Genomic DNA, 18785 nt, shown 5'->3' on the forward strand with positions numbered 1-18785 from the left:
TGAAAGATATTCATGAAAATTACATTCTTAGGAACAGGTACATCAAGCGGAGTCCCCGTAATAGGCTGTCAATGCACAGTTTGCAGATCTGACAATCCTAAAGATAAACGTACAAGATCATCGGCTCTGATAGAAACGGATGGCAAGCGAATACTGATCGATTGCGGACCGGATTTTCGTCAGCAGATGATGAATATGCCATTCTCGAAACTTGACGGCGTATTACTTACCCACGAACATTATGATCACGTTAGTGGCATAGACGACTTACGCCCTTTTTGTCAATTCGGCGATATACAGATCTATACAGAGAAGAATGTAATTGAGGCTCTTCACAATCGAATTCCTTATTGCTTCAAAGAACATAAATATCCAGGAGTTCCTCTCATCAAATTGAACGAAGTCACAGAGGGAATACCTTTCGATATCGAAGGCGTCGAAATAATGCCTATACGTGTAATGCATAATTCGCTACCGATAGTAGGTTATCGAATTGGAAGCTTTGCTTATCTGACCGATCTGAAATATATTCCCGAAAATGAGTTCGATAAATTAAGGGATCTGGATATTCTGGTTATCAATGCTCTTCATCACAAAGATCACATTGCGCACGAAACATTGGAGGAAGCTTTGGTCAATATCAAACGTATTACACCGAAGAAAGCCTACCTTATACATATGTCGCATCAGATTGGTCTGCATGACGGGGTACAAGCATATTTGCCCGAGAATGTATTCTTGGCTTATGACGGACTGGAGCTAAAGCTATAATTCTATTTCTTCTTTTTTACCGACCAACCAAAACGTCCGATATTCTCGCCCATTTTATAATACTGTCCGTGCGAATATGCAATCGGGTTAGTTGCCTCTAACGAAAACTTACCCGTTTCGGGATCAATATATTTTTCATCGGCTTTTACATTCACAACATCGGCTATAAACATATCGTGTGAGCCTAGATGAAGAATTTCCTTCACTCGGCATTCAATATTAATAGGTGACTCCTCGATAATAGGCGATTGCACGATTGAAGCTTTACCGGCAGTAAGTTTCATTTCTTCAAACTTATCGTATTCCCTACCCGATCTCACTCCACACCAATCAGTGGCCAAAGCTAGTTCTTCGGTAGTTATATTGATCACAAAATCCATCGTACGGCTGATTATATCATACGAATGTCTTTCGGGACGAATCGACACATAACACATCGGCGGATTGGTACAGATAGTACCTACCCAACTTGCAGTAAAAATATTATACTCTTCGGCATTTGCACCACAACTAATCATTGCTGCAGGCAATGGATATATCAAATTTCCGGGTTTCCAGTCTTGTTTCATAATTTACAAAATTAAACAATCTTTCTCGAAAATACTTTCATATTCAGACTTAAGGCTGTACTTTTAGTAGATAATTACCCAGCCCATTCACTACAAATCACATATAAGTATGAAAAAGGCAATTTACTTTATTTTAAGTCTAGTTATTTTTATGTCGTGTACCACAAATGACAAAGGAGGTTTCAAGCAGGCAACTCCTCCTATTGCTGAGAAAAAAGAGCACCTGCGTGTAATTCACAACGATACAGTTGTTGATAACTACTATTGGATGTATGATTTCTTTGGCAAAGGTCCTGACAGCACTCAGGTAGTTGACTATCTGAAAGCAGAAAATGCATATCTTGATACCGTTATGAGCGGAACTGCCGAATTTCAGAAAGCACTCTACTCTGAGATGAAAGGGCGTATCAAAGAAACTGACGAAAGTGTTCCAGTTTTCGAAAATGGATATTATTACTATAGACGCCAAGAAGAGGGAAAAGAATATTATAAATACTGCCGTAAAAAAGGCAGTTTGGATGCATCAGAAGAAATTCTTTTAGATGTCGATAAGATGGCCGAAGGACAAGCTTATTATTCGATTGGCGGAGTAGCAATCAGCGAAGACAATAAGCTGATGGCTTATTGTGTGGATAATGTAAGCCGCCGTCAATACACAATCTACTTCAAGAACCTCGAAACGGGAGAGATGTACGACGAAACAATATCAAATACAGATGGCGATATTACTTGGGCAAACGATAATAAAACTGTTTTCTACGTGTCCAACAATCCAAATACACTTCTTAGCGAAAAAATTAAACGTCATACTCTGGGCACTAATCCTTCAACGGATATCACTGTCTACGAAGAAAAAGACAAGAGCAATTATATAGGTGTTAGTAAATCGAAAGATAGAAAGTATATTTTTATTCACTCGCAAGCTACATTATCATCCGAAGTATATTTCATTGAAGCAGACAAACCTACATCGGCATTCAAGTCGTTCCAGCCTCGCATGAAAGATGTTATTTATGCTGTAACTCCACTTGCTGATCGTTTCCTGATCATCACAAACCAAGATGCTCTGAACTTCAGAATAATGGAATGTCCTCTTAATAAAACCGGTATCGAAAACTGGAAAGAGTTTATTCCTCATCGCTCGGATGTACTACTTGAAGGCATCGAAGAATTCAAAGACTTTATTGTTATAGCAGAACGTAAAGAAGGACTTCTTCAGCTATGTGTTCGCAATCTGAACAATGGTAAACAACATTATCTCGATTTTGGAGAACCCGCTTACACAGCATACATTTCAGCCAATCGCGAATACGATACCGATGTTGTACGCTACGGATACACTTCGCTGACTACACCTAACTCGACTTACGATTACAATATGTCGACACAAGAAAAAACGCTATTGAAACAAAGCGAAGTTGTTGGCGGATACAACAAAGATGAATATACATCGGAACGCATTTATGCAACAGCTCAGGACGGAACCAAAATTCCGATTTCATTAGTTTATAAAAAGACTACGAATTTAGGCGAAAACACTCCTCTACTTCTGTACGGTTACGGAAGCTACGGAGCCAGTATGGATGCGTACTTTAGCAGTACAAGATTGAGTTTATTGAACAGAGGTTTTGTATATGCAATTGCTCATATCCGTGGGGGGCAAGAAATGGGACGTCAATGGTATGAAGATGGTAAATTGTTGAAAAAGAAAAATACCTTTACCGATTTCATCAATTGTGGAGAATTCCTTATCTCAGAGAAATATACAGGTCTTGGGCATCTTTATGCATCGGGTGGTAGCGCCGGAGGATTACTGATGGGAGCGGTAGTCAATATGAAACCTGAAATCTGGCGCGGTATTGTAGCCGATGTCCCTTTCGTTGATGTTGTAAATACTATGCTGGACGAAGATATTCCTTTGACTACAAACGAATTTGACGAATGGGGAAATCCGAAGAATAAAGAGTATTACGACTATATGAAGAGCTATAGCCCTTACGAAAACGTAGAGCGAAAAGCTTATCCGAATATGTTGGTTACAACCGGCTTGCACGATAGTCAGGTTCAATATTTCGAGCCGGCTAAATGGGTAGCAAAACTTCGTGATATGAAAACTGACGATAATATTCTATTATTAAAAACCAATATGGAATTTGGTCACGGAGGGGCTAGTGGACGTTTCGATTATCTGAACGATATTGCTCTCGAATATGCATTCTATTTTACTCTAGAGGGTATCAATAAATAAGGTACTTATATAAAATACAATAGCTAAGTTTTAAGCGATAGTGCAATGCTACTACCAAATTAAAACTTAGCTATTGTTATTTGAATATTAATTTATCCTTTTCGGCAATTGCATCCGATCAAATGATCGTTTACGAATCCTACTGCTTGTAAATGAGCATAGCAAATGGTTGTACCGAAGAATTTAAATCCTCGTTTCTTCATATCCTTGCTCATTGCATCCGATTCGGGACTTGAAGCAGGGACTTCACTCAACGATTTGAAGTTATTTACGATGGGCTTTCCATCAGGGAAAAACGATAGTGTATAATTGTAAAAGCTACCAAACTCTTTCTGAATATTGATGAAGAGCTTAGCATTACTGATTGTAGATGCGATCTTCAGCCGATTTCGGATAATACCATCAAACTGCATTAGACGTTCAACATCCGATTCGGTCATCTGAGATACTTTCTCAACATCGAAGTTATGAAAAGCTTTTCGATAACCTTCCCGTTTGCGAAGAATAGTAATCCAGCTCAATCCTGCTTGCGCACTTTCGAGTACAAGAAACTCAAATAGAGTCTTATCATCGGTAACAAGCTTACCCCACTCTTCGGTATGATATTTCACATACAATTCATCGGTTCCGCACCAACCGCAGTTGTCATTTACTAAATCTTCCATCTCTCAGTTTTTTACTTCAACTCAATATCGTCTTTCTGAATTTTCACTCCACAGTAATAACATTGAAGCTCAATCTTAGCAGGATCTGTAACATTGAAACGAGTAACCATAGTTTCGTTATTGGTTATACATTTCGGGTTATTACATCTTACGATTCCTTTAACTACCGATGGTAGTTCTACTTTGCGCTTCTCGACAACTTCGTAGTTCTTGATGATATTTAATACTACATTCGGAGCAATTACAGCAATCTTATTCAATTCTTCTTCTTCGAAAAAGTGATCCGAAATCTTGATGATTCCCTTCATCGACATCTTGCGACTTTCGAGTTTGTTACCAATCGTGATCGGGCGATCGATCTTATCGAGATTGAGTAGTGATACGACTTTGAAAACTTCGGTCGTAGGGATATGATCGATAGCAGTTCCGTTGCAAAGGGCTGCTACTAATAATTCTGTTCTTTTTTCTGCCATGACTTTCTCTGATTTTCGTTAATCGACTTGAACTCCTAAGATATCACAAATGATTGCTTCGCGCATAAACATGCCGTTCTTGGCCTGTTCGAAATAGTAAGCCTTCGGACTATCGTCTACATCTTGCTGAATCTCGTTGACACGAGGCAGCGGATGAAGTACGCGAAGATTGTCGCGCGATTCGTCTAGCATTTTCTTACGGAGGATATATACATTTTTCACACGTTCGTATTCCATCAAGTCGGTAAAACGTTCGCGTTGAACACGTGTCATGTAAAGAATATCGGTACGATTGATCTCGGATGTTGAGAAATCGGTATAATGTTCGTGCTCGATATTATGAGCATCGCAAAAATCGATATAAGATTTTGGTAAAGCCAATTCTTCGGGTGCGATAAAGATAAATTTCGGATTGAAATGCGACATTCCTTCTATAAGCGAATGGACTGTACGTCCATATTTCAGGTCGCCAACCATTGTAATGGTCAGATTTTCGAGCGTTCCCTGCGTCTTATAGATGGAATAAATATCCAACATGGTTTGCGTTGGGTGCTGATTGGCGCCGTCGCCGGCATTGATGATCGGCGTTGCCGATATTTCTGATGCGTAACGGGCTGCTCCTTCGAGGTGATGGCGCATGATGATAAGATCGGCATAGTTGTTTACCATGGCAATTGTATCTTTCAGAGTCTCGCCTTTGGTTGAACTGGTAGTTGCTGCATCCGAGAAGCCAATTATGCGTCCTCCTAGACGATTTACAGCTGTTTCGAAGCTCAGACGGGTACGTGTTGACGGCTCGAAGAAAAGCGTGGCACAAACCGTTCCTTGCAACAAACGACGATTTGGGTTTTCGTCAAATTTCTTAGCCAACTCGATCAAACGTAGAATGTCTTCTTTTGAGTAGTCTGTGATTGATACTAAACTTTTTGTTTTGGTCATAAAGCTAAAGTTATGTTACAAAAAAAATCCCCGAATCAACAATTCGAGGATTTTCTATTATATTTAAAATAGTTACCAAAGTCAGAAAAATAAGAATCCTGTGCATGCACTTTGTCGGATATGTAAACATTGTGATTCATCGGATTCAATTATTTTATACTTATGCAAAGGTAGTATTTTTATTTATGAAGTAATTTTTTTTATATAAAATTTTAGAATAACCTAACTCTGATAATGATATATATCGTAAATTTATGACAGCCAATAAATCAACACAACATGAAAAAAATATTTATCATAGTAGCCTTATCTTTTTTTGTATTTCCAATGTTAGCAAAACAAGATAGTATCCCTATTCTCACGCTAGGAGTCTTTCATTTCGCTTTTCCAAATCTAGATAGACAACAAATAGCAGACAATGATCAAATAGATGTATTAGAACCTCAATATCAGCAAGAGATAATTCAACTGGTTGAACAATTAGCTAATTTTCAGCCAACAATTATTGTCATAGAAAGACAACACAAAGCACAAAATAAAGTAGATTCCTTATATAAAAAATACCTAAAAGGCGAATATGAATTAAAAAGAGATGAAGAACAACAAATCGGTTTTAGGCTCGCAAAACGGATGGGTATTGACAAATTATATTGCGTTGATGAATGGGGCAGTCATTACGACAAAATAGATAAGTTATTTGATAACGAAAATAGTTATGAATATATTCAATTTGAAAAGAGTTTTAGCCAACACCCTGATTCAACTATGAGGTTTTATAGTGATAATATATTAAAGCATAGTGGTATTATCGCTGAATTAGTAAAGCTAAACGAAAAAGACAATATAAAAAAAGACATGGGAAATTATCTTATTGGTCATTTTAAATATGAATCTCATCCATACGACTACACAGGTGTTGATTTCGAGACTGGTCGTTGGTTTAATAGAAACTTAAGAATATTTAGAAATATTCAACGCATCAAGATTAAATCGTCGGATAGAATTCTTGTCATTTATGGATCAGGTCATCTGAATATTCTTAATTATCTTTTCGAATGTTCTCCTGAGTATCATTTAGAAGACACCAATAAATACCTGCTTTATAAATAAATTTATTCTTAAGATACCTATCCGTTAACAAAGCAATAAAATAAATACAACTTTATCTCTATAAGAAACAGCTATGGCAAAATACAGCAAAAAACTTGTAGAGACAATCGCAGAATTGTTAGAGAATGATATGTCGGTAATCGACATTTGTCGTGCAGTAGGTATTACACGAAAAACATTTTATGAGTGGAAAAGTTCTAAATCGGAATTTGCACAAGCCATTGACGATGCTCGAGAGCGCGCTTATGACGAACTGATAGCACTTGCCCGACGCACATTACGCGATCGGATAGAAGGATATACCGTTGAAGAAACTACTTTTACTTACGAACCATCATCGCTTGACGAGGCTGAAATGGTTTTGAAAAAGAAAGTTGTTAAACGTAAACGAAAAGAGCCGAGCATCACTTCGCTCAACAATATGATACAACGGATAGAGAAGAAAAGTGACAACCGCAATAGCATCAAAAATTCTTCCACTAACACATCCAACAAAGGCATGATTATTCCGAGTAATAGCCAGGAGGCATTCACATTAGCAAACTTTTTCTTAAGATTGGAGCAAAACAACACAGCTGAGAAACAAGTCGAAAAGTGTAGTAAAGTGTCACTTTTTGAAGATAAAACCCCTCTTATCCCCTAAAGGGGAAGACCTCTTAGAAAAGCCTCTTTAGAGGTTTGGGCTTATGATAAACCGAAAGCATCATATTCCAATAAAAAGCAGTAAATTCGCCTTCTCGTAGACAATATGCAGACAACAACCGATATATCGAAATTCATCAAAGAAGCAGCATCGAAACTTGGATTTGACGCCTGTGGATTTTGCAAAGCTCAATCCATAGGGGATGAGCAGCAAAACTTTGCTGCCTCATGGCTCGCCAATGGGTATAATGCCGATATGGCTTATATGGCAAATAATTTCGACAAGCGTTGCGATCCCACTATATTAGTCGAGAGCGCACGCTCTATCGTTTGTCTTGCATTGAACTATTTCCCTGCAGAATTTCAACGTGAGGATGTTCCTCAATTTGCATATTATGCCTATGGCAAGGATTATCACGACATTGTAAAACAAAAGCTACAAACGCTTTTCGATACAATCAAAGAAGTTGTACCATCGCTCGAAGGTCGTGTATTTTGCGATACTGCTCCCATTCTCGAACGTTATTGGGCATCGCAAGCCGGCATCGGTTTTATCGGTAAAAATTCACTGCTCATCATTCCCCGCAAAGGCTCGTTCTTTTTCTTGGGCGAATTGATTATAAATATCGAACTCGATTACGATCAGCCATTGACCAATCATTGCGGTAACTGTACACGTTGTATTGATGCTTGCCCTACGAAAGCTATCGTTTCGCCAAAAGTCATCAATTCGAACCGATGTATTTCGTATCAAACGATTGAGAACAAAGGAGAGATTGATAGCGCAATAATTCCACTACTTAGCAATCGCCTTTATGGATGCGATATTTGCCAGAAAGTTTGTCCATATAATCATTATGCTCGTCCCCACTCTACCGAAGCCTTCAATCCTTCGTCCGATTTTTTATCTTTAGATGCGGAAGCCGTTGCGAATATGGAAGTCGAAACCTATCAGCGCATCTTCAAAGGATCGGCAATCAAACGTGCAAAACTGAGCGGATTGAAGCGTAACGTTGAAGCTTTAAAACACTCGCAGGGGCAATAAACAGAACGATTCATCCGTTTAAACTAAAAACAGATTAATAATGAAACGTATCTACATATATCTTACTCTTATTACTACATTACTCTTCATATCTTGTGGCGAGGAAGAAAATCCGCAGACAATACCTTATGCTCCGTGCAATTTCGTGATAAATCTGAACGGAACACATAACTATCTGAATGGCTCGTTCACTATCGGTGCTTTCGTCAAAGACAAAGCAGGTTTCGAATCGCTACTTAGTAATGCCTCAGTTGTCAAGGTATATAATTTTCCCAATCTTGCTTCCGAACGCCACGGACTCTCCGGTGTCATGATTTTGAACAAGAATGGATCACTCATAGCTTACGATCTTTGTTGCCCGAATGAAGACAATGCTAATACCAGAGTTCTTCCGAATAATAGTTATACAGCTAAATGCCAGAAATGCAAATCTGAGTTCGACTTAGAGTCAGGAGGTTTCCCAATTAGTGGTCCAGCTCGAGAAAAACTGCAGCAATACAGCGTTATATCTGAGAATGATAATAAATATCGAATACTTCATTAACAATTTCGTAAGAAATTCTTTGATTGAAAGAAAACATTTTTTACATTTGCACTCGCTAAAGTGAAACGGACAAAGAGTTGTCAACAAAGTTTCTTTACACATCTTGCGAAAGTAGCTCAGTTGGTAGAGCACAACCTTGCCAAGGTTGGGGTCGCGGGTTCGAATCCCGTCTTTCGCTCCAAGGATGCTCGGATGGTGGAATCGGTAGACACGCAAGACTTAAAATCTTGTGACCATTACGGTTGTGCGGGTTCAAGTCCCGCTCCGAGTACAGAAAAAGCTTATAATCGATTGATTATAAGCTTTTTTATTTTTAAAGAGGGATAAAATGAGGGATAAAATGTTTATGTTATCTCTAAATCTTCTTCTAACAGGATTTCATCATTGCTAAACCAATCATTATTAATTGCTGTATTTCTGAGTTTTTCAATATCTTTAGTATAAGCTATTAGAGCTAAACTTTCTTTAGCCCTGCTACACACTACATATAGTAGCCGTTTAGTCCTATTTATACTGGAATCCTTATTTTCTTCTATGTTTTTTAAATCCGTATCAGTGAGTTTTTGAACACCAAACAGTTTTTCATAACTAAAAAGAAATCCTTTTGCTCCTTGATCATCCAATATTCCGATAACTCTATCATATTCTAGTCCTTTTACTCCTTGATGTGTAGCAAATTGGGTGTTTCCAGAAATATATTGATTGTATTTTTCTACTTCATCAAAAGTAGCTTTAAAAGCTTCACTCCATGCTTTTAATGGCTTATCGTCTTCTTCTAATTCTTCTTCATCAAAAGCTTCTTCTTCTATATCTATTTCAGTTTCTAATACTTGTAAAAAGATATTAGGTATATTATATAACTTTGAGTTGTGCAGATTTATTAATATGTCATAAATGGTGGGAGTCGAATCATCCCATAATTTCAACAAATCATTGACTTTTTTATTGACTTCTTTTAAAACATTTAGTTGATCTTTACCACTATCTTTTAATAGATCTTTCATTAATAATGGAGAGGTATTTGCTACATGTCTAGCTATTTCTAATTTATTATTCTTTCTAAACGCTTCAATTAGTGGTAATATATTTCTGATAAAAAAATTTAACAGAGACAATGTGCCATCACGTAAACCTTGCCTATATTTTTCTATTTGATTAAGAAGTTGAAATAAATTATTAAATCCTAATCTAGTAGCAGCCATATGATGTTCTAGAATAAGTGTTTTCACACTATCTTCATTTTCATCAAGCCATCTATCATCCTCAGTAATCATTTTCATTTTCTCTCTTACGCGTCGCTCTATTACATCTTTATACGTTATGTTAGATTCGAAAATAAATAATCTCACTAATCCTCCTTGTTTTTCGGCTCTCTCTTTTTGTTCAATACCATCAATATCGAATCTAATTTTATTAATTAGCTCTACAATACGTTTCTGACTCCTATGATTTATCAACTTCATAGGACGTTCCCATCTTTTGGATACACTACTACTCAGATCTTCTTTCCCATCTTGATATATTCGTTGCATCATGTCTCCAAAAAGTCCTAGTGAAAAGTTTTGTTTCTCTTCTTCCATAGAGAATAAAGCCTCAATTAAATCTTTCTTTGTATCTTGACTTTCATCTATTAATATAATAGGATACTTCTGGGTTATTATTTGTTTAAATAGAGATTTGCTCTTAATAAAAGAAGAACAAATAAAAATAACCTCCTCATGACTAAGCGAATTTTTGTCTGAGTTTTTCCCATTGGGATCGTACTTGAACTTTTTTATTTTTTTCAGATTATCAATTCTACTAGCTCCTTTTGTTATGTTTCTTAATCGATTTTTTGAAGTTTTAGTTTCTTTATTTTTATTTTCACTTTCTTCTAATTCCCATTTCTCGATTTTTGTTTGTAGATCAATACTTAGATAGTCTTTTATATCTTTAGTGTAGTTTTTAATGATGTCCCATGCAAAACTGTGTAGTGTTGAAACATGAAAATGTCTAGTATCTATATCATTGGTCGTTAGTCGATTTATAATCTCATTAGTTGCAGCATTTGTATAGGTAATTACTGCAATTTGTTTATTTTGCATTTTTAGATACGAACCATATCTAGCCCAAATCTCTTTTAATACATTTATTAAAGATCTTGTTTTTCCTGCTCCTGCTCCTGCAAAAAGAAAAAAACTTTTAGGTCTCTCTAGATTCAAACACTCTATAAGTTTATCATCAACCCAATCATCAATATTATTTTCGTTCATTTATCTGCTTGTTTAATTGTAGTAATGTGTCTTGTAACCAATCTAATCCTTCTTTGATGTATTGAGGCGGTTTCAATCCATCAAGATATAAAAGATCTAAAGCAAATTCAGCTTTCTTAAATGTTGATTTGTTAATTGTATTGTAGATTTCTGTATTTATAGCGTTAATAATATCTTCATCTTCTGTCAATAAATTAGAAATTTTCATTATAGAATTATCTATTTTATTTTCTTTGATCAGATCGATATTTTCGAAAATTAAAGCATCTTCAAAGGTATTAGGGTATACATTTAAAATCTCACTCCCTAAAGTTACATTTTGTTTATATTGATATGCAATACGTATCAGATTATTAGAGCTTATTTTCGTATTGGTAGATAATAAATCATCAATAAGTTCTTTTTGAGGTAACCATGCTTTAAGAGTTCCATTTCCTGTATATAAATCTTTGCCTATCTCTACTTTTTCCTTCTTTCTTTTATCATCTTTTTGTACAGCATCTATATCTGTAATAATAAGTGTTATGATACCTAACTGTTCAATAAGGCTCTGTAGTGTATGTGCATGTCGTCCACCTATTTCTAAGATAGAGATATAAGCTGAGTTTAGTTTTTCATAATAGTCTTTTATGAATAATGGTACTAAAAGCTTCTCAGCTAGTCCTTCAACTAATATAACAGCATCTGCAAAAAATAAATCTGCATGTGTTAGTTTTAAATATCTTTTTGCAAATCGTATAGCATCTTCATCACTATCAAATATATGTGATAAATTTACAATAGTTGATGTTGGAATTGACTCACAATTAAAATCTCGTTTAAAGTATCTTAATGACGAAAAATCGACTTGCTCAACTATATGGTTAGAATGCGTACTTACAATTAATTGAGTTTTAAACGTATTGTTATCTCCTAGATTTTCATGATCTCTTAATCTGCTATAAGCTTCTTTTATAAATACTTGTTGCACTTGTGCATGAAGATGAGCTTCTGGTTCTTCAATTAATACAACATGTAAAGGCTCAAACTCTTCATTCTCTTTTCTATCTTTAGAGGCCTTACCAACTTTCATCCATTCATCACGAAATGCCATTAGCTTAAAAGTCATTGAGATCAAATTCTGATATCCTAATCCATTGTGCGTTTCAGAAAGTTTTAGAAGTCTATCAAAATCCTTACCAAGTAAATCGAACAACACAACTGACTCATGGTAGTAACCCTCAATAGGATTTAACTTACTAGTCAAATTAATATTAGGACTACCAAATGTTGGATAATTTAGTTTTTCTAATTCTTTTAAAGATTTATTGAATTTTATTCCAATTTTATCATCAAAGATCGCTTTTGCATTTTCAGATGCTTTTATAGCTTCTATATCTGAAGCTTCAATAAATTCATCTGGATTAAGATGTCTATCGTAATATTTTCTCAACTGACTAGATAAACTTTCATAGCCAGTATCTTTATCATTGGAGTCTCTTAAACCTCGTTGAGCATTTATTATATCAACTCTGATTAATCCCTTCAAAGGATCGAAATCTAATGGGTTATTTGTAAGATTTTGATCTAATTCTTTATTATCATATAGTTCAGAAGGTAGAATGTAAGCTTTAATTGTGAAGTATTCATTTAACTTATTTCCTTTCTTCAAAAAATCTAATAATGAGTTTGGCCATAGCTCAACATCTTTAGCATTTAGTTTTTTAACATTTGCTCTTCTATCTTGGTAGTCTTTTAGTAATTTCGTGATGTCCTTCGGTTCAAATCTAAGTCTTAAGCCTAGTTTCCCTCCCTCCCAATCTAATGAGGGTAAAATTTTATGAACTTGATACAATTTACTTTCTGAAACTTCTAACCAAACGTCTAATTGTGGTAGTAATAAATTCCACTCTGATAAGAGAGATACTTTATCATCTTCACTAAATTCTTTCACATCAATAGTTTCCCATCTTTTTCCAATTTCGTTTATTTGAATCCAATTATTGAGTGTGAAATCATATGTAGTGAATGAGTTATTTTCTTTTGATTTATCTAAGAAAAGTCTTAAACAATCCATTGCAGATGTCTTTCCACTATTATTAGCTCCAACAAAGATCGTTTCTCTTTCAGCAATCTCTATTTTACATTGTTTTAGTTTTCTAAAGTTTGAAATGTCTAATCGTGATAATTTCATAGTTATGTATTATGCATTTAAGATCTAATAAGACATAAAGTTAAAAGTAAATCTATTTGGTTCAAAGTGATTATGATATATATTTATATCTTTGTTTGTAGATATAAGGCGAAGCGTCGCATATTAAAATATAACATTAGCATTTTAATTATTACTCTAGTTTTCGAAGTCTGGTAAATTTCAATGGTACGAGAGTGATAAGCAAAGTGCTCCATGTCTGTGTATAGGCGTGGGGCTGTTGCTTATTTGTACCAAGGTTTACCAGAGCCCGAAAACGAGTAAGTTAATAGTTCCCACGTTCTTTTTTGTGGTAATGTGAAATGCTATTGTGAAATAGAATAAACAACAAATGATTATAAACCACAAAATAAACATAACATGACTAATACAGAATCTTTAGAACTCATCGAAGAGCTTTATACAAAGGAAGCCTACAACTACATCAATGAGCATTATCCTACCCAATTTAACGATGATACTGAATCTTTAGAATTCGTATGGAAACTTCTTTACTCAGCACATGACAAATACAAAGAAGCTGTTCTTTTAGGTCAATCAGAGCTTGATGCTTTGAGTTCCGCTAAATCGATATTCACGTCTAAAACTATACAACCATGAAAAAGTTAATTGCTATTGCTTTTTTCCCTTTTGTTATTTTATCTTGTTCGGCTCAATCTGAATATGAAAAGCCTATAAGAGAATATCTTGAAATGCAGAATGGAGTTAAAACAGACCTTAAGATTGAATTTCTAGAAATGAATGTTTCAGATATAACTGTAGCTGATAGCATCGCTATTATACAAGAATATTTCGAAGCAGAAAAGGCTAAAAAAATAGAAGCTCAAAAATCAAATATTGCTCGTTGGCAAAAGTCAATAGAAGAACAAAGGGGAAAAAAGAATCAAGTTGTAGCTAAAGCCTTGATTACGAAGTTTACTGAAAATATATCTAAAGCTGAAAAAGCGCTTGAGAATATTGAAAATTGGCATCCGGAATATTTAGACAGATACAAAGGTCGAAATGTATCAGATATACTAGCTAAAAAAGCAGATACACGTTTCTCTTATTTGAATCCTAAACTACAGACCAGACAGGAAATGCAAGTTTTATTTATTCTTTCTGCTGATGGTAAACAATGTCATAAAATGATTAAGCAATAATGTTACAATATGATATTATGATAAAGTAACATTGTTATAATATTACATTTTTATAAAAATAGAGCAATACTCACTAGCTGATTAACTTTTGATAAATAGTTTTCTAGTGAGTATTTTTGCTAAATTCGAATAGTTGAAAAATAGTACAATATGAAGATTCTCTATTTATCCGATACACACGAAACGCATAGGCAACTGACTAATTTACCAAAAGCTGACATGATTATTCATGGCGGCGATGTTTCATATCGAGGCGGCACGGATGAAGTGGAAGATTTTATAGATTGGTTTTCAAGTCTAGACTATCAATACAAAGTCTTTATAGCAGGGAATCATGACTTTTACTTCGAAGGAAAGCTACAACATATGATTCAGCAAATTCTGTATAAAAACACCTTCTATTTATGTGATAGTGGTATAACAATAGAAGGAATCAATATTTGGGGTTCTCCAATATCTCCTTCATTCTTTGATTGGGCTTTTAATCGTGACAGAGGCGAAGAAATCCTTCGCCATTGGAAACGAATACCTAAAGATACAGATATTCTTATAACTCATACCCCTGCTTACGGGATTCTTGATTATACAGCTAGAGGTGTTAATGTTGGTTGTGAAGATTTGCTTAATGTTATCAATGAAATTAAGCCTAAATACCATCTATCGGGGCATATTCACGAAGGCTATGGTATTGAGAAAAAAGAACACACTACTTTTATTAATGGTAGTGTGTTAAATGAAAATTATGAGTTGGTTAATGAACCTGTGGTATTTGAATACTTGTGAGAACCTTTATTATATAGGGTTATTTTAATAATGATCTTAATTCGCCTTTAGTAGATTCACTTATATTCAAACGTTCATATATATGTTCCACATATTCTAAGGCTGTTTTCCCATTATTATCTTTAGTATATTTATTTGCTCCATATTTTAATAAAAGTTTTACTTTCTGAGGCTCTCCGTTAAATGCTGCCAACATCAAAGCTGTTATTCCATCGACGCTTCTTTTTTGATTTGTTTTTGCTCCATGTTTCAGTAATACCTCAAGCACTTCGCTCGAACCAAAACTTGCCGCTTTCATCAAGACTGAATAACCATTATCTAAAGTTTCATTTGGATTTGCACCATATTTAATCAATAGCTCAACATTTTGAGCGCTATTTTGAGCACAGGCTGTCATCAAGTATATTTCGGGAGTCAATACTTTATTTGTATTGAGCAATGCTTTAACTGCAATCTGACTATCTTTCCTTATTGCAACATCTAAAGCAGTTAGCTCCCATCCAGTATTTTCATTCCCAGATTTAAAATTTACATCTGCATCCTGCTTTATCAATTCTAAAAAAGTTGCAGTTTGGCTATTATATATTGCAATCATCAGAGGTGACCAAGAGTCTCGGTTCTCATCCCATCTTTCTTTATGTGCATAAGAATATAGGCATATAAGTAATAGGAAAATAGAGATAGCAACCTTTTTCATATATTTTCTAATTATTAGTTTAATTAAAGAGTTTTACTTGGACAAAAAACCATGGAACAGGCTCAAATCCATTACTCTCATCATTCATATAGTCAATAATAGCTTCCCATTTGTTCTCATTCTGGATTAATCCAAATTCATTAATTGCTATGTCAAATCTTTCAATTAAATCGTTTGCCAGATCATGACAATGAAAAGAGTGAAATTCGCCTCCTATTTCAACTCCGATTAAATCAAAGCCTAATAAAATCCCTGTATCATCATCGGGTTGATATTGTTTCAATTTATATCTTAATCCTATTTCACCTTCGTTTTTACCTTTTGGCTCAAAACAATCAACAAACTCTTGACTCTCCCTTATTGGAAAATAAAGTCCTAAAATTAAAGTTTCATCTAGATGAGAAAAAAAACAATTTTTATATTCCTTTGCCGTTTCAATGCTATAGAACAAATTCATATAACCAATCATATTACTCGAATCCATTTCATCAGTCCATTTATGAATAGATGAAATAGTTTCTTCACTAATATTATATTCTTTCATAGCATCTTCCTTGTTTGTATTATGGATAGTCCAAGGTCTTGAGAAGTTGTCAAGTAGACTATCATTTAAACATGTGCTGCATGTTAATATTTTTTGTCCTTTAAAGCTCCCAAAATCTATTATTCGTGGTTTTATTAAATAATATCCTGCCTTATTGTAAATCATATAATATATAATAAATTGAACCTAAAAACATTTTAATTACTCTCCTAATATTGTAACAATATCCCAAAAGGATCTTCCATTAGGTAAGAGAAATTCTACATACTCTGTTCCATAAAGCCCGTCCTTTCTCTTTATACATAAACCTTTTAATATCGGCTTATTCTCTCCTCTTTTTGTTATCATAAACCTTCCATCATGTATTAAATCTGCGACAATATAATATAGCTCTCTGAAATAGTACCAATCTTGATTTTTATAATCTATATCTCCAAATTTATTTTTTCTATATTCGTCATCATAATCATACCACCAATCAGTAATAATATATTGAGGCTTTTTTATATTTAACAGTTCTGTTATATTTGAGAATTTATTATTCCATGTCCTTTTATTCTTTTCAATATATTCCTTAATATCAGTTTGCTTTAGATAGATAGTAGCATCCCTTTTATGAATAATAAAAATTGAATCTAAGCCTATATCTATTTGACAAGGAGACAATTCTTTATATTCTATTTTATTATAATCAACCTGTGCACTTAGTCTGCTGAAAACAAGAAACATAACTAAAGTAACAATTACTCTTACCATAGTCAAACTATTTAAATTATTGTTGCATATTTAACAAATATAACAATATTACATTGTCATAATATAATATCACTACCTCTTTCTCCTTCTTTTCCTAATATTCTCCTGCTCATTATCATAATTCAAACCTTGAAAAACACTAGCTACATTATGAATAGCCTCCTGTACCTTAAGAAGGTTTGTGTTCTCTTGATATAAAACTAACTTTTCAGATAAAGAACCATATCTCTGTATTTGATGACTTAAGAGCAGAGATTCTTTTCGGTTAAATCCGAACATTTTATCAAAAGCTTTCTCGCTTTTCAAGTAGAATTGTACTCTATTAAAGCGATTTCGATTATTTATGTTCGGATTCAATGTTATACTTTGGCTCTTATCTCGTGCAGAAACAATGACGTGTATATGCATACTATTTGCCGAAAATTCTCCATTTCTCATATGCTCTAGTTTGGCAAACCAAGTTAGGTCTTCACTTGATAGCTTTTGACCATTCGCCAAATTAAAACTTTGAGCATATTGTTCCATTACTCCTCTGGTGTAATCTTTCATCGCTTCTGTACTTTGTTTAATATGATATAGTTCTTGAGCCGTTGGAGCTATAACAAGACTGTGAAATTTAGGTATATTTCTTCTCAATCCTTTATGATTGCTGTCAATTGCTTGAAGTACTTCATTTGAAGTAACATTGTTGCGATGTTGGTCAAAGAATAGCTCATTGTCTATGAGTTGAAATTCTCTATTTTCCTTGTTGAGATAGTTTACCAAAGCAACACATGAACCTGCATTAGAATAAGCTACTTTTCCATGCTTTGCCGGATTGATGATTTTCGTATACACTATCCGAACATCTTTTTAGTGAGTTTAGTATCTACAACCTCCTTCAATTCATCAATACTCTTAATAAGCTCCGATTTGATATTATCAAGATTTATAGAAAGGGCTTCCGTAATATCTTCATAAGACTCTTTGAATGACGTAGAAATATTTTTGCTTTGGGTTTCTAAATCCTTTTTAGTAGTTGTGTCTTTCAGTTCATGAGCCAAAGCAAGCAACTCTTCCGATATTCGAGTTAAATGCGTCTTCTCTTGTTGCCGCATCCATTTTCTAAAAGTTTCATTCAACGCTTTAACTGCATCATAGGCTGTTTTCTCGTTCTTCTCTATCTCTCCTCGTTTTAGTGCCTGTCTAATAAGAATTTCGGTGGAGCTAGATAAAGTGAGATTTGGAAAGCGAGATACTAGTTCTTTATATTCTTGATGTAAGGGTGCAGATATACGTATTATTTTCTGTTCCATAGGTTATAATTTATTGTTTAAGAGATACTTTTATTCCCTTTAGTTTAAAATGTTACATTTTATAATTTGATATAACTTTACAACTATCAGATTAAGCTATGCTTATCATTCGGAATGTT

20 protein-coding genes and 2 tRNA genes are annotated in these 18785 nt (G+C 34.5%); 11 read left to right on the forward strand and 11 right to left on the reverse strand.

The features are described from left to right. The first annotated feature begins 12 nt into the window (after positions 1-12). Positions 13-771: an MBL fold metallo-hydrolase gene (locus C1A06_RS03825; RefSeq protein ID WP_101688917.1), complete on the forward strand. Its 759-nt coding sequence runs from the start codon at positions 13-15 to the stop codon at positions 769-771. Between the two features lie 2 nt (positions 772-773). Here the strand turns inward: C1A06_RS03825 and C1A06_RS03830 are convergent, their stop codons facing one another. Beyond that, entirely contained in the window at positions 774-1340 is a 567-nt protein-coding gene (locus C1A06_RS03830) for a flavin reductase family protein (protein ID WP_101688918.1), read from the reverse strand. A 109-nt stretch (positions 1341-1449) separates the two neighbouring features. Here C1A06_RS03830 and C1A06_RS03835 point away from each other — a divergent pair, with 109 nt between their 5' ends. Continuing rightward, positions 1450-3588 (forward strand): S9 family peptidase, encoded by a 2139-nt coding sequence (locus C1A06_RS03835; RefSeq protein ID WP_101688919.1) that lies wholly within the window; start codon positions 1450-1452, stop codon positions 3586-3588. A gap of 92 nt (positions 3589-3680) precedes the next feature. Here C1A06_RS03835 and C1A06_RS03840 read toward each other — a convergent pair whose 3' ends face one another. Genes C1A06_RS03840 through pyrB form a run of 3 tightly spaced genes read right to left on the reverse strand, consistent with a single transcriptional unit; the run spans position 3681 to position 5665 of the window. Continuing rightward, a complete protein-coding gene (locus tag C1A06_RS03840; RefSeq protein ID WP_101688920.1) occupies positions 3681-4253 on the reverse strand; it encodes a DNA-3-methyladenine glycosylase I in 573 nt (190 codons plus the stop codon). 11 nt (positions 4254-4264) lie between these two features. Then, positions 4265-4726, reverse strand: a complete 462-nt coding sequence (locus C1A06_RS03845; RefSeq protein ID WP_101688921.1) for an aspartate carbamoyltransferase regulatory subunit — start codon at positions 4724-4726, stop codon at positions 4265-4267. Positions 4727-4744: 18 nt separating this feature from the next. Continuing rightward, positions 4745-5665 (reverse strand): aspartate carbamoyltransferase, encoded by a 921-nt coding sequence (pyrB, locus tag C1A06_RS03850; RefSeq protein ID WP_101688922.1) that lies wholly within the window; start codon positions 5663-5665, stop codon positions 4745-4747. 279 nt (positions 5666-5944) lie between these two features. On the opposite strand from pyrB, the gene C1A06_RS03855 reads away from it, so the two are divergent. From C1A06_RS03855 to C1A06_RS03880, 6 genes are all read left to right on the forward strand, one after another. Further along, positions 5945-6775, forward strand: coding sequence for a DUF5694 domain-containing protein (locus C1A06_RS03855; protein WP_221405674.1), 831 nt, complete (start codon positions 5945-5947; stop codon positions 6773-6775). Positions 6776-6848: 73 nt separating this feature from the next. Beyond that, the gene (locus C1A06_RS03860) at positions 6849-7418 is read left to right on the forward strand and encodes a TetR/AcrR family transcriptional regulator (RefSeq protein WP_101688923.1); all 570 of its coding nucleotides are present in this window, start codon (positions 6849-6851) and stop codon (positions 7416-7418) included. A gap of 105 nt (positions 7419-7523) precedes the next feature. Next, positions 7524-8462, forward strand: a complete 939-nt coding sequence (gene queG / locus C1A06_RS03865; RefSeq protein ID WP_101688924.1) for a tRNA epoxyqueuosine(34) reductase QueG — start codon at positions 7524-7526, stop codon at positions 8460-8462. Between the two features lie 40 nt (positions 8463-8502). Then, positions 8503-9006 carry a Rieske (2Fe-2S) protein gene (locus tag C1A06_RS03870; RefSeq protein ID WP_101688925.1) on the forward strand — a complete coding sequence of 168 codons (504 nt, stop codon included), beginning with the start codon at positions 8503-8505 and terminating at the stop codon, positions 9004-9006. A gap of 105 nt (positions 9007-9111) precedes the next feature. Continuing rightward, positions 9112-9187: transfer RNA gene (locus C1A06_RS03875), tRNA-Gly, on the forward strand. 5 nt (positions 9188-9192) lie between these two features. Beyond that, positions 9193-9277 (forward strand) — tRNA-Leu (locus tag C1A06_RS03880). A 73-nt stretch (positions 9278-9350) separates the two neighbouring features. Here C1A06_RS03880 and C1A06_RS03885 read toward each other — a convergent pair. Next, the gene (locus tag C1A06_RS03885; RefSeq protein WP_101688926.1) at positions 9351-11258 is read right to left on the reverse strand and encodes a UvrD-helicase domain-containing protein; all 1908 of its coding nucleotides are present in this window, start codon (positions 11256-11258) and stop codon (positions 9351-9353) included. Beyond that, positions 11245-13431, reverse strand: a complete 2187-nt coding sequence (locus tag C1A06_RS03890; protein ID WP_101688927.1) for an ATP-dependent nuclease — start codon at positions 13429-13431, stop codon at positions 11245-11247. The genes C1A06_RS03885 and C1A06_RS03890 overlap by 14 nt, the downstream gene beginning before the upstream one ends. Positions 13432-13809: 378 nt before the next feature. On the opposite strand from C1A06_RS03890, the gene C1A06_RS03895 reads away from it, so the two are divergent. From C1A06_RS03895 to C1A06_RS03905, 3 genes are all read left to right on the forward strand, one after another. Then, a complete protein-coding gene (locus C1A06_RS03895; protein WP_101688928.1) occupies positions 13810-14049 on the forward strand; it encodes a hypothetical protein in 240 nt (79 codons plus the stop codon). Continuing rightward, positions 14046-14591, forward strand: a complete 546-nt coding sequence (locus C1A06_RS03900; protein ID WP_101688929.1) for a hypothetical protein — start codon at positions 14046-14048, stop codon at positions 14589-14591. The genes C1A06_RS03895 and C1A06_RS03900 overlap by 4 nt, the downstream gene beginning before the upstream one ends. 150 nt (positions 14592-14741) lie before the next feature. Next, the gene (locus C1A06_RS03905) at positions 14742-15374 is read left to right on the forward strand and encodes a metallophosphatase domain-containing protein (protein WP_101688930.1); all 633 of its coding nucleotides are present in this window, start codon (positions 14742-14744) and stop codon (positions 15372-15374) included. Between the two features lie 19 nt (positions 15375-15393). On the opposite strand, the gene C1A06_RS03910 is transcribed toward C1A06_RS03905, so the two are convergent. The 5 genes from C1A06_RS03910 to C1A06_RS03930 all read right to left on the reverse strand — a co-directional run bounded on the left by C1A06_RS03910 (position 15394) and on the right by C1A06_RS03930 (position 18666). Further along, complete coding sequence (locus C1A06_RS03910; RefSeq protein WP_101688931.1) at positions 15394-16071, reverse strand: ankyrin repeat domain-containing protein; 678 nt, start codon at positions 16069-16071, stop codon at positions 15394-15396. 19 nt (positions 16072-16090) lie between these two features. After that, positions 16091-16615, reverse strand: a complete 525-nt coding sequence (locus C1A06_RS03915; protein ID WP_145996335.1) for a hypothetical protein — start codon at positions 16613-16615, stop codon at positions 16091-16093. Between the two features lie 201 nt (positions 16616-16816). Beyond that, positions 16817-17371: a hypothetical protein gene (locus tag C1A06_RS03920; RefSeq protein WP_101688933.1), complete on the reverse strand. Its 555-nt coding sequence runs from the start codon at positions 17369-17371 to the stop codon at positions 16817-16819. Between the two features lie 72 nt (positions 17372-17443). Continuing rightward, complete coding sequence (locus C1A06_RS03925; protein WP_101688934.1) at positions 17444-18208, reverse strand: DUF5712 family protein; 765 nt, start codon at positions 18206-18208, stop codon at positions 17444-17446. Next, complete coding sequence (locus C1A06_RS03930) at positions 18208-18666, reverse strand: hypothetical protein (RefSeq protein WP_101688935.1); 459 nt, start codon at positions 18664-18666, stop codon at positions 18208-18210. The genes C1A06_RS03925 and C1A06_RS03930 overlap by 1 nt, the downstream gene beginning before the upstream one ends. Positions 18667-18785: the final 119 nt, after the last annotated feature.

Origin of the sequence: Dysgonomonas massiliensis, from assembly GCF_900240225.1 — a bacterium.
GTDB lineage: Bacteria > Bacteroidota > Bacteroidia > Bacteroidales > Dysgonomonadaceae > Dysgonomonas > Dysgonomonas massiliensis.

Excerpts from the sequence above, each read along its gene's own strand:
- C1A06_RS03860 (WP_101688923.1), top strand. The coding sequence starts at position 6,849 with ATGGCAAAATACAGCAAAAAACTTGTAGAGACAATCGCAGAATTGTTA.
- C1A06_RS03910 (WP_101688931.1), bottom strand. The coding sequence starts at position 16,071 with ATGAAAAAGGTTGCTATCTCTATTTTCCTATTACTTATATGCCTATAT.
- C1A06_RS03835 (WP_101688919.1), top strand. The coding sequence starts at position 1,450 with ATGAAAAAGGCAATTTACTTTATTTTAAGTCTAGTTATTTTTATGTCG.
- C1A06_RS03845 (WP_101688921.1), bottom strand. The coding sequence starts at position 4,726 with ATGGCAGAAAAAAGAACAGAATTATTAGTAGCAGCCCTTTGCAACGGA.
- C1A06_RS03890 (WP_101688927.1), bottom strand. The coding sequence starts at position 13,431 with ATGAAATTATCACGATTAGACATTTCAAACTTTAGAAAACTAAAACAA.
- C1A06_RS03920 (WP_101688933.1), bottom strand. The coding sequence starts at position 17,371 with ATGGTAAGAGTAATTGTTACTTTAGTTATGTTTCTTGTTTTCAGCAGA.
- C1A06_RS03895 (WP_101688928.1), top strand. The coding sequence starts at position 13,810 with ATGACTAATACAGAATCTTTAGAACTCATCGAAGAGCTTTATACAAAG.
- C1A06_RS03915 (WP_145996335.1), bottom strand. The coding sequence starts at position 16,615 with ATGAAAGAATATAATATTAGTGAAGAAACTATTTCATCTATTCATAAA.
- pyrB (WP_101688922.1), bottom strand. The coding sequence starts at position 5,665 with ATGACCAAAACAAAAAGTTTAGTATCAATCACAGACTACTCAAAAGAA.
- C1A06_RS03870 (WP_101688925.1), top strand. The coding sequence starts at position 8,503 with ATGAAACGTATCTACATATATCTTACTCTTATTACTACATTACTCTTC.
- C1A06_RS03840 (WP_101688920.1), bottom strand. The coding sequence starts at position 4,253 with ATGGAAGATTTAGTAAATGACAACTGCGGTTGGTGCGGAACCGATGAA.
- C1A06_RS03900 (WP_101688929.1), top strand. The coding sequence starts at position 14,046 with ATGAAAAAGTTAATTGCTATTGCTTTTTTCCCTTTTGTTATTTTATCT.
- C1A06_RS03825 (WP_101688917.1), top strand. The coding sequence starts at position 13 with ATGAAAATTACATTCTTAGGAACAGGTACATCAAGCGGAGTCCCCGTA.
- C1A06_RS03885 (WP_101688926.1), bottom strand. The coding sequence starts at position 11,258 with ATGAACGAAAATAATATTGATGATTGGGTTGATGATAAACTTATAGAG.
- queG (WP_101688924.1), top strand. The coding sequence starts at position 7,524 with ATGCAGACAACAACCGATATATCGAAATTCATCAAAGAAGCAGCATCG.
- C1A06_RS03905 (WP_101688930.1), top strand. The coding sequence starts at position 14,742 with ATGAAGATTCTCTATTTATCCGATACACACGAAACGCATAGGCAACTG.
- C1A06_RS03830 (WP_101688918.1), bottom strand. The coding sequence starts at position 1,340 with ATGAAACAAGACTGGAAACCCGGAAATTTGATATATCCATTGCCTGCA.
- C1A06_RS03930 (WP_101688935.1), bottom strand. The coding sequence starts at position 18,666 with ATGGAACAGAAAATAATACGTATATCTGCACCCTTACATCAAGAATAT.
- C1A06_RS03855 (WP_221405674.1), top strand. The coding sequence starts at position 5,945 with ATGAAAAAAATATTTATCATAGTAGCCTTATCTTTTTTTGTATTTCCA.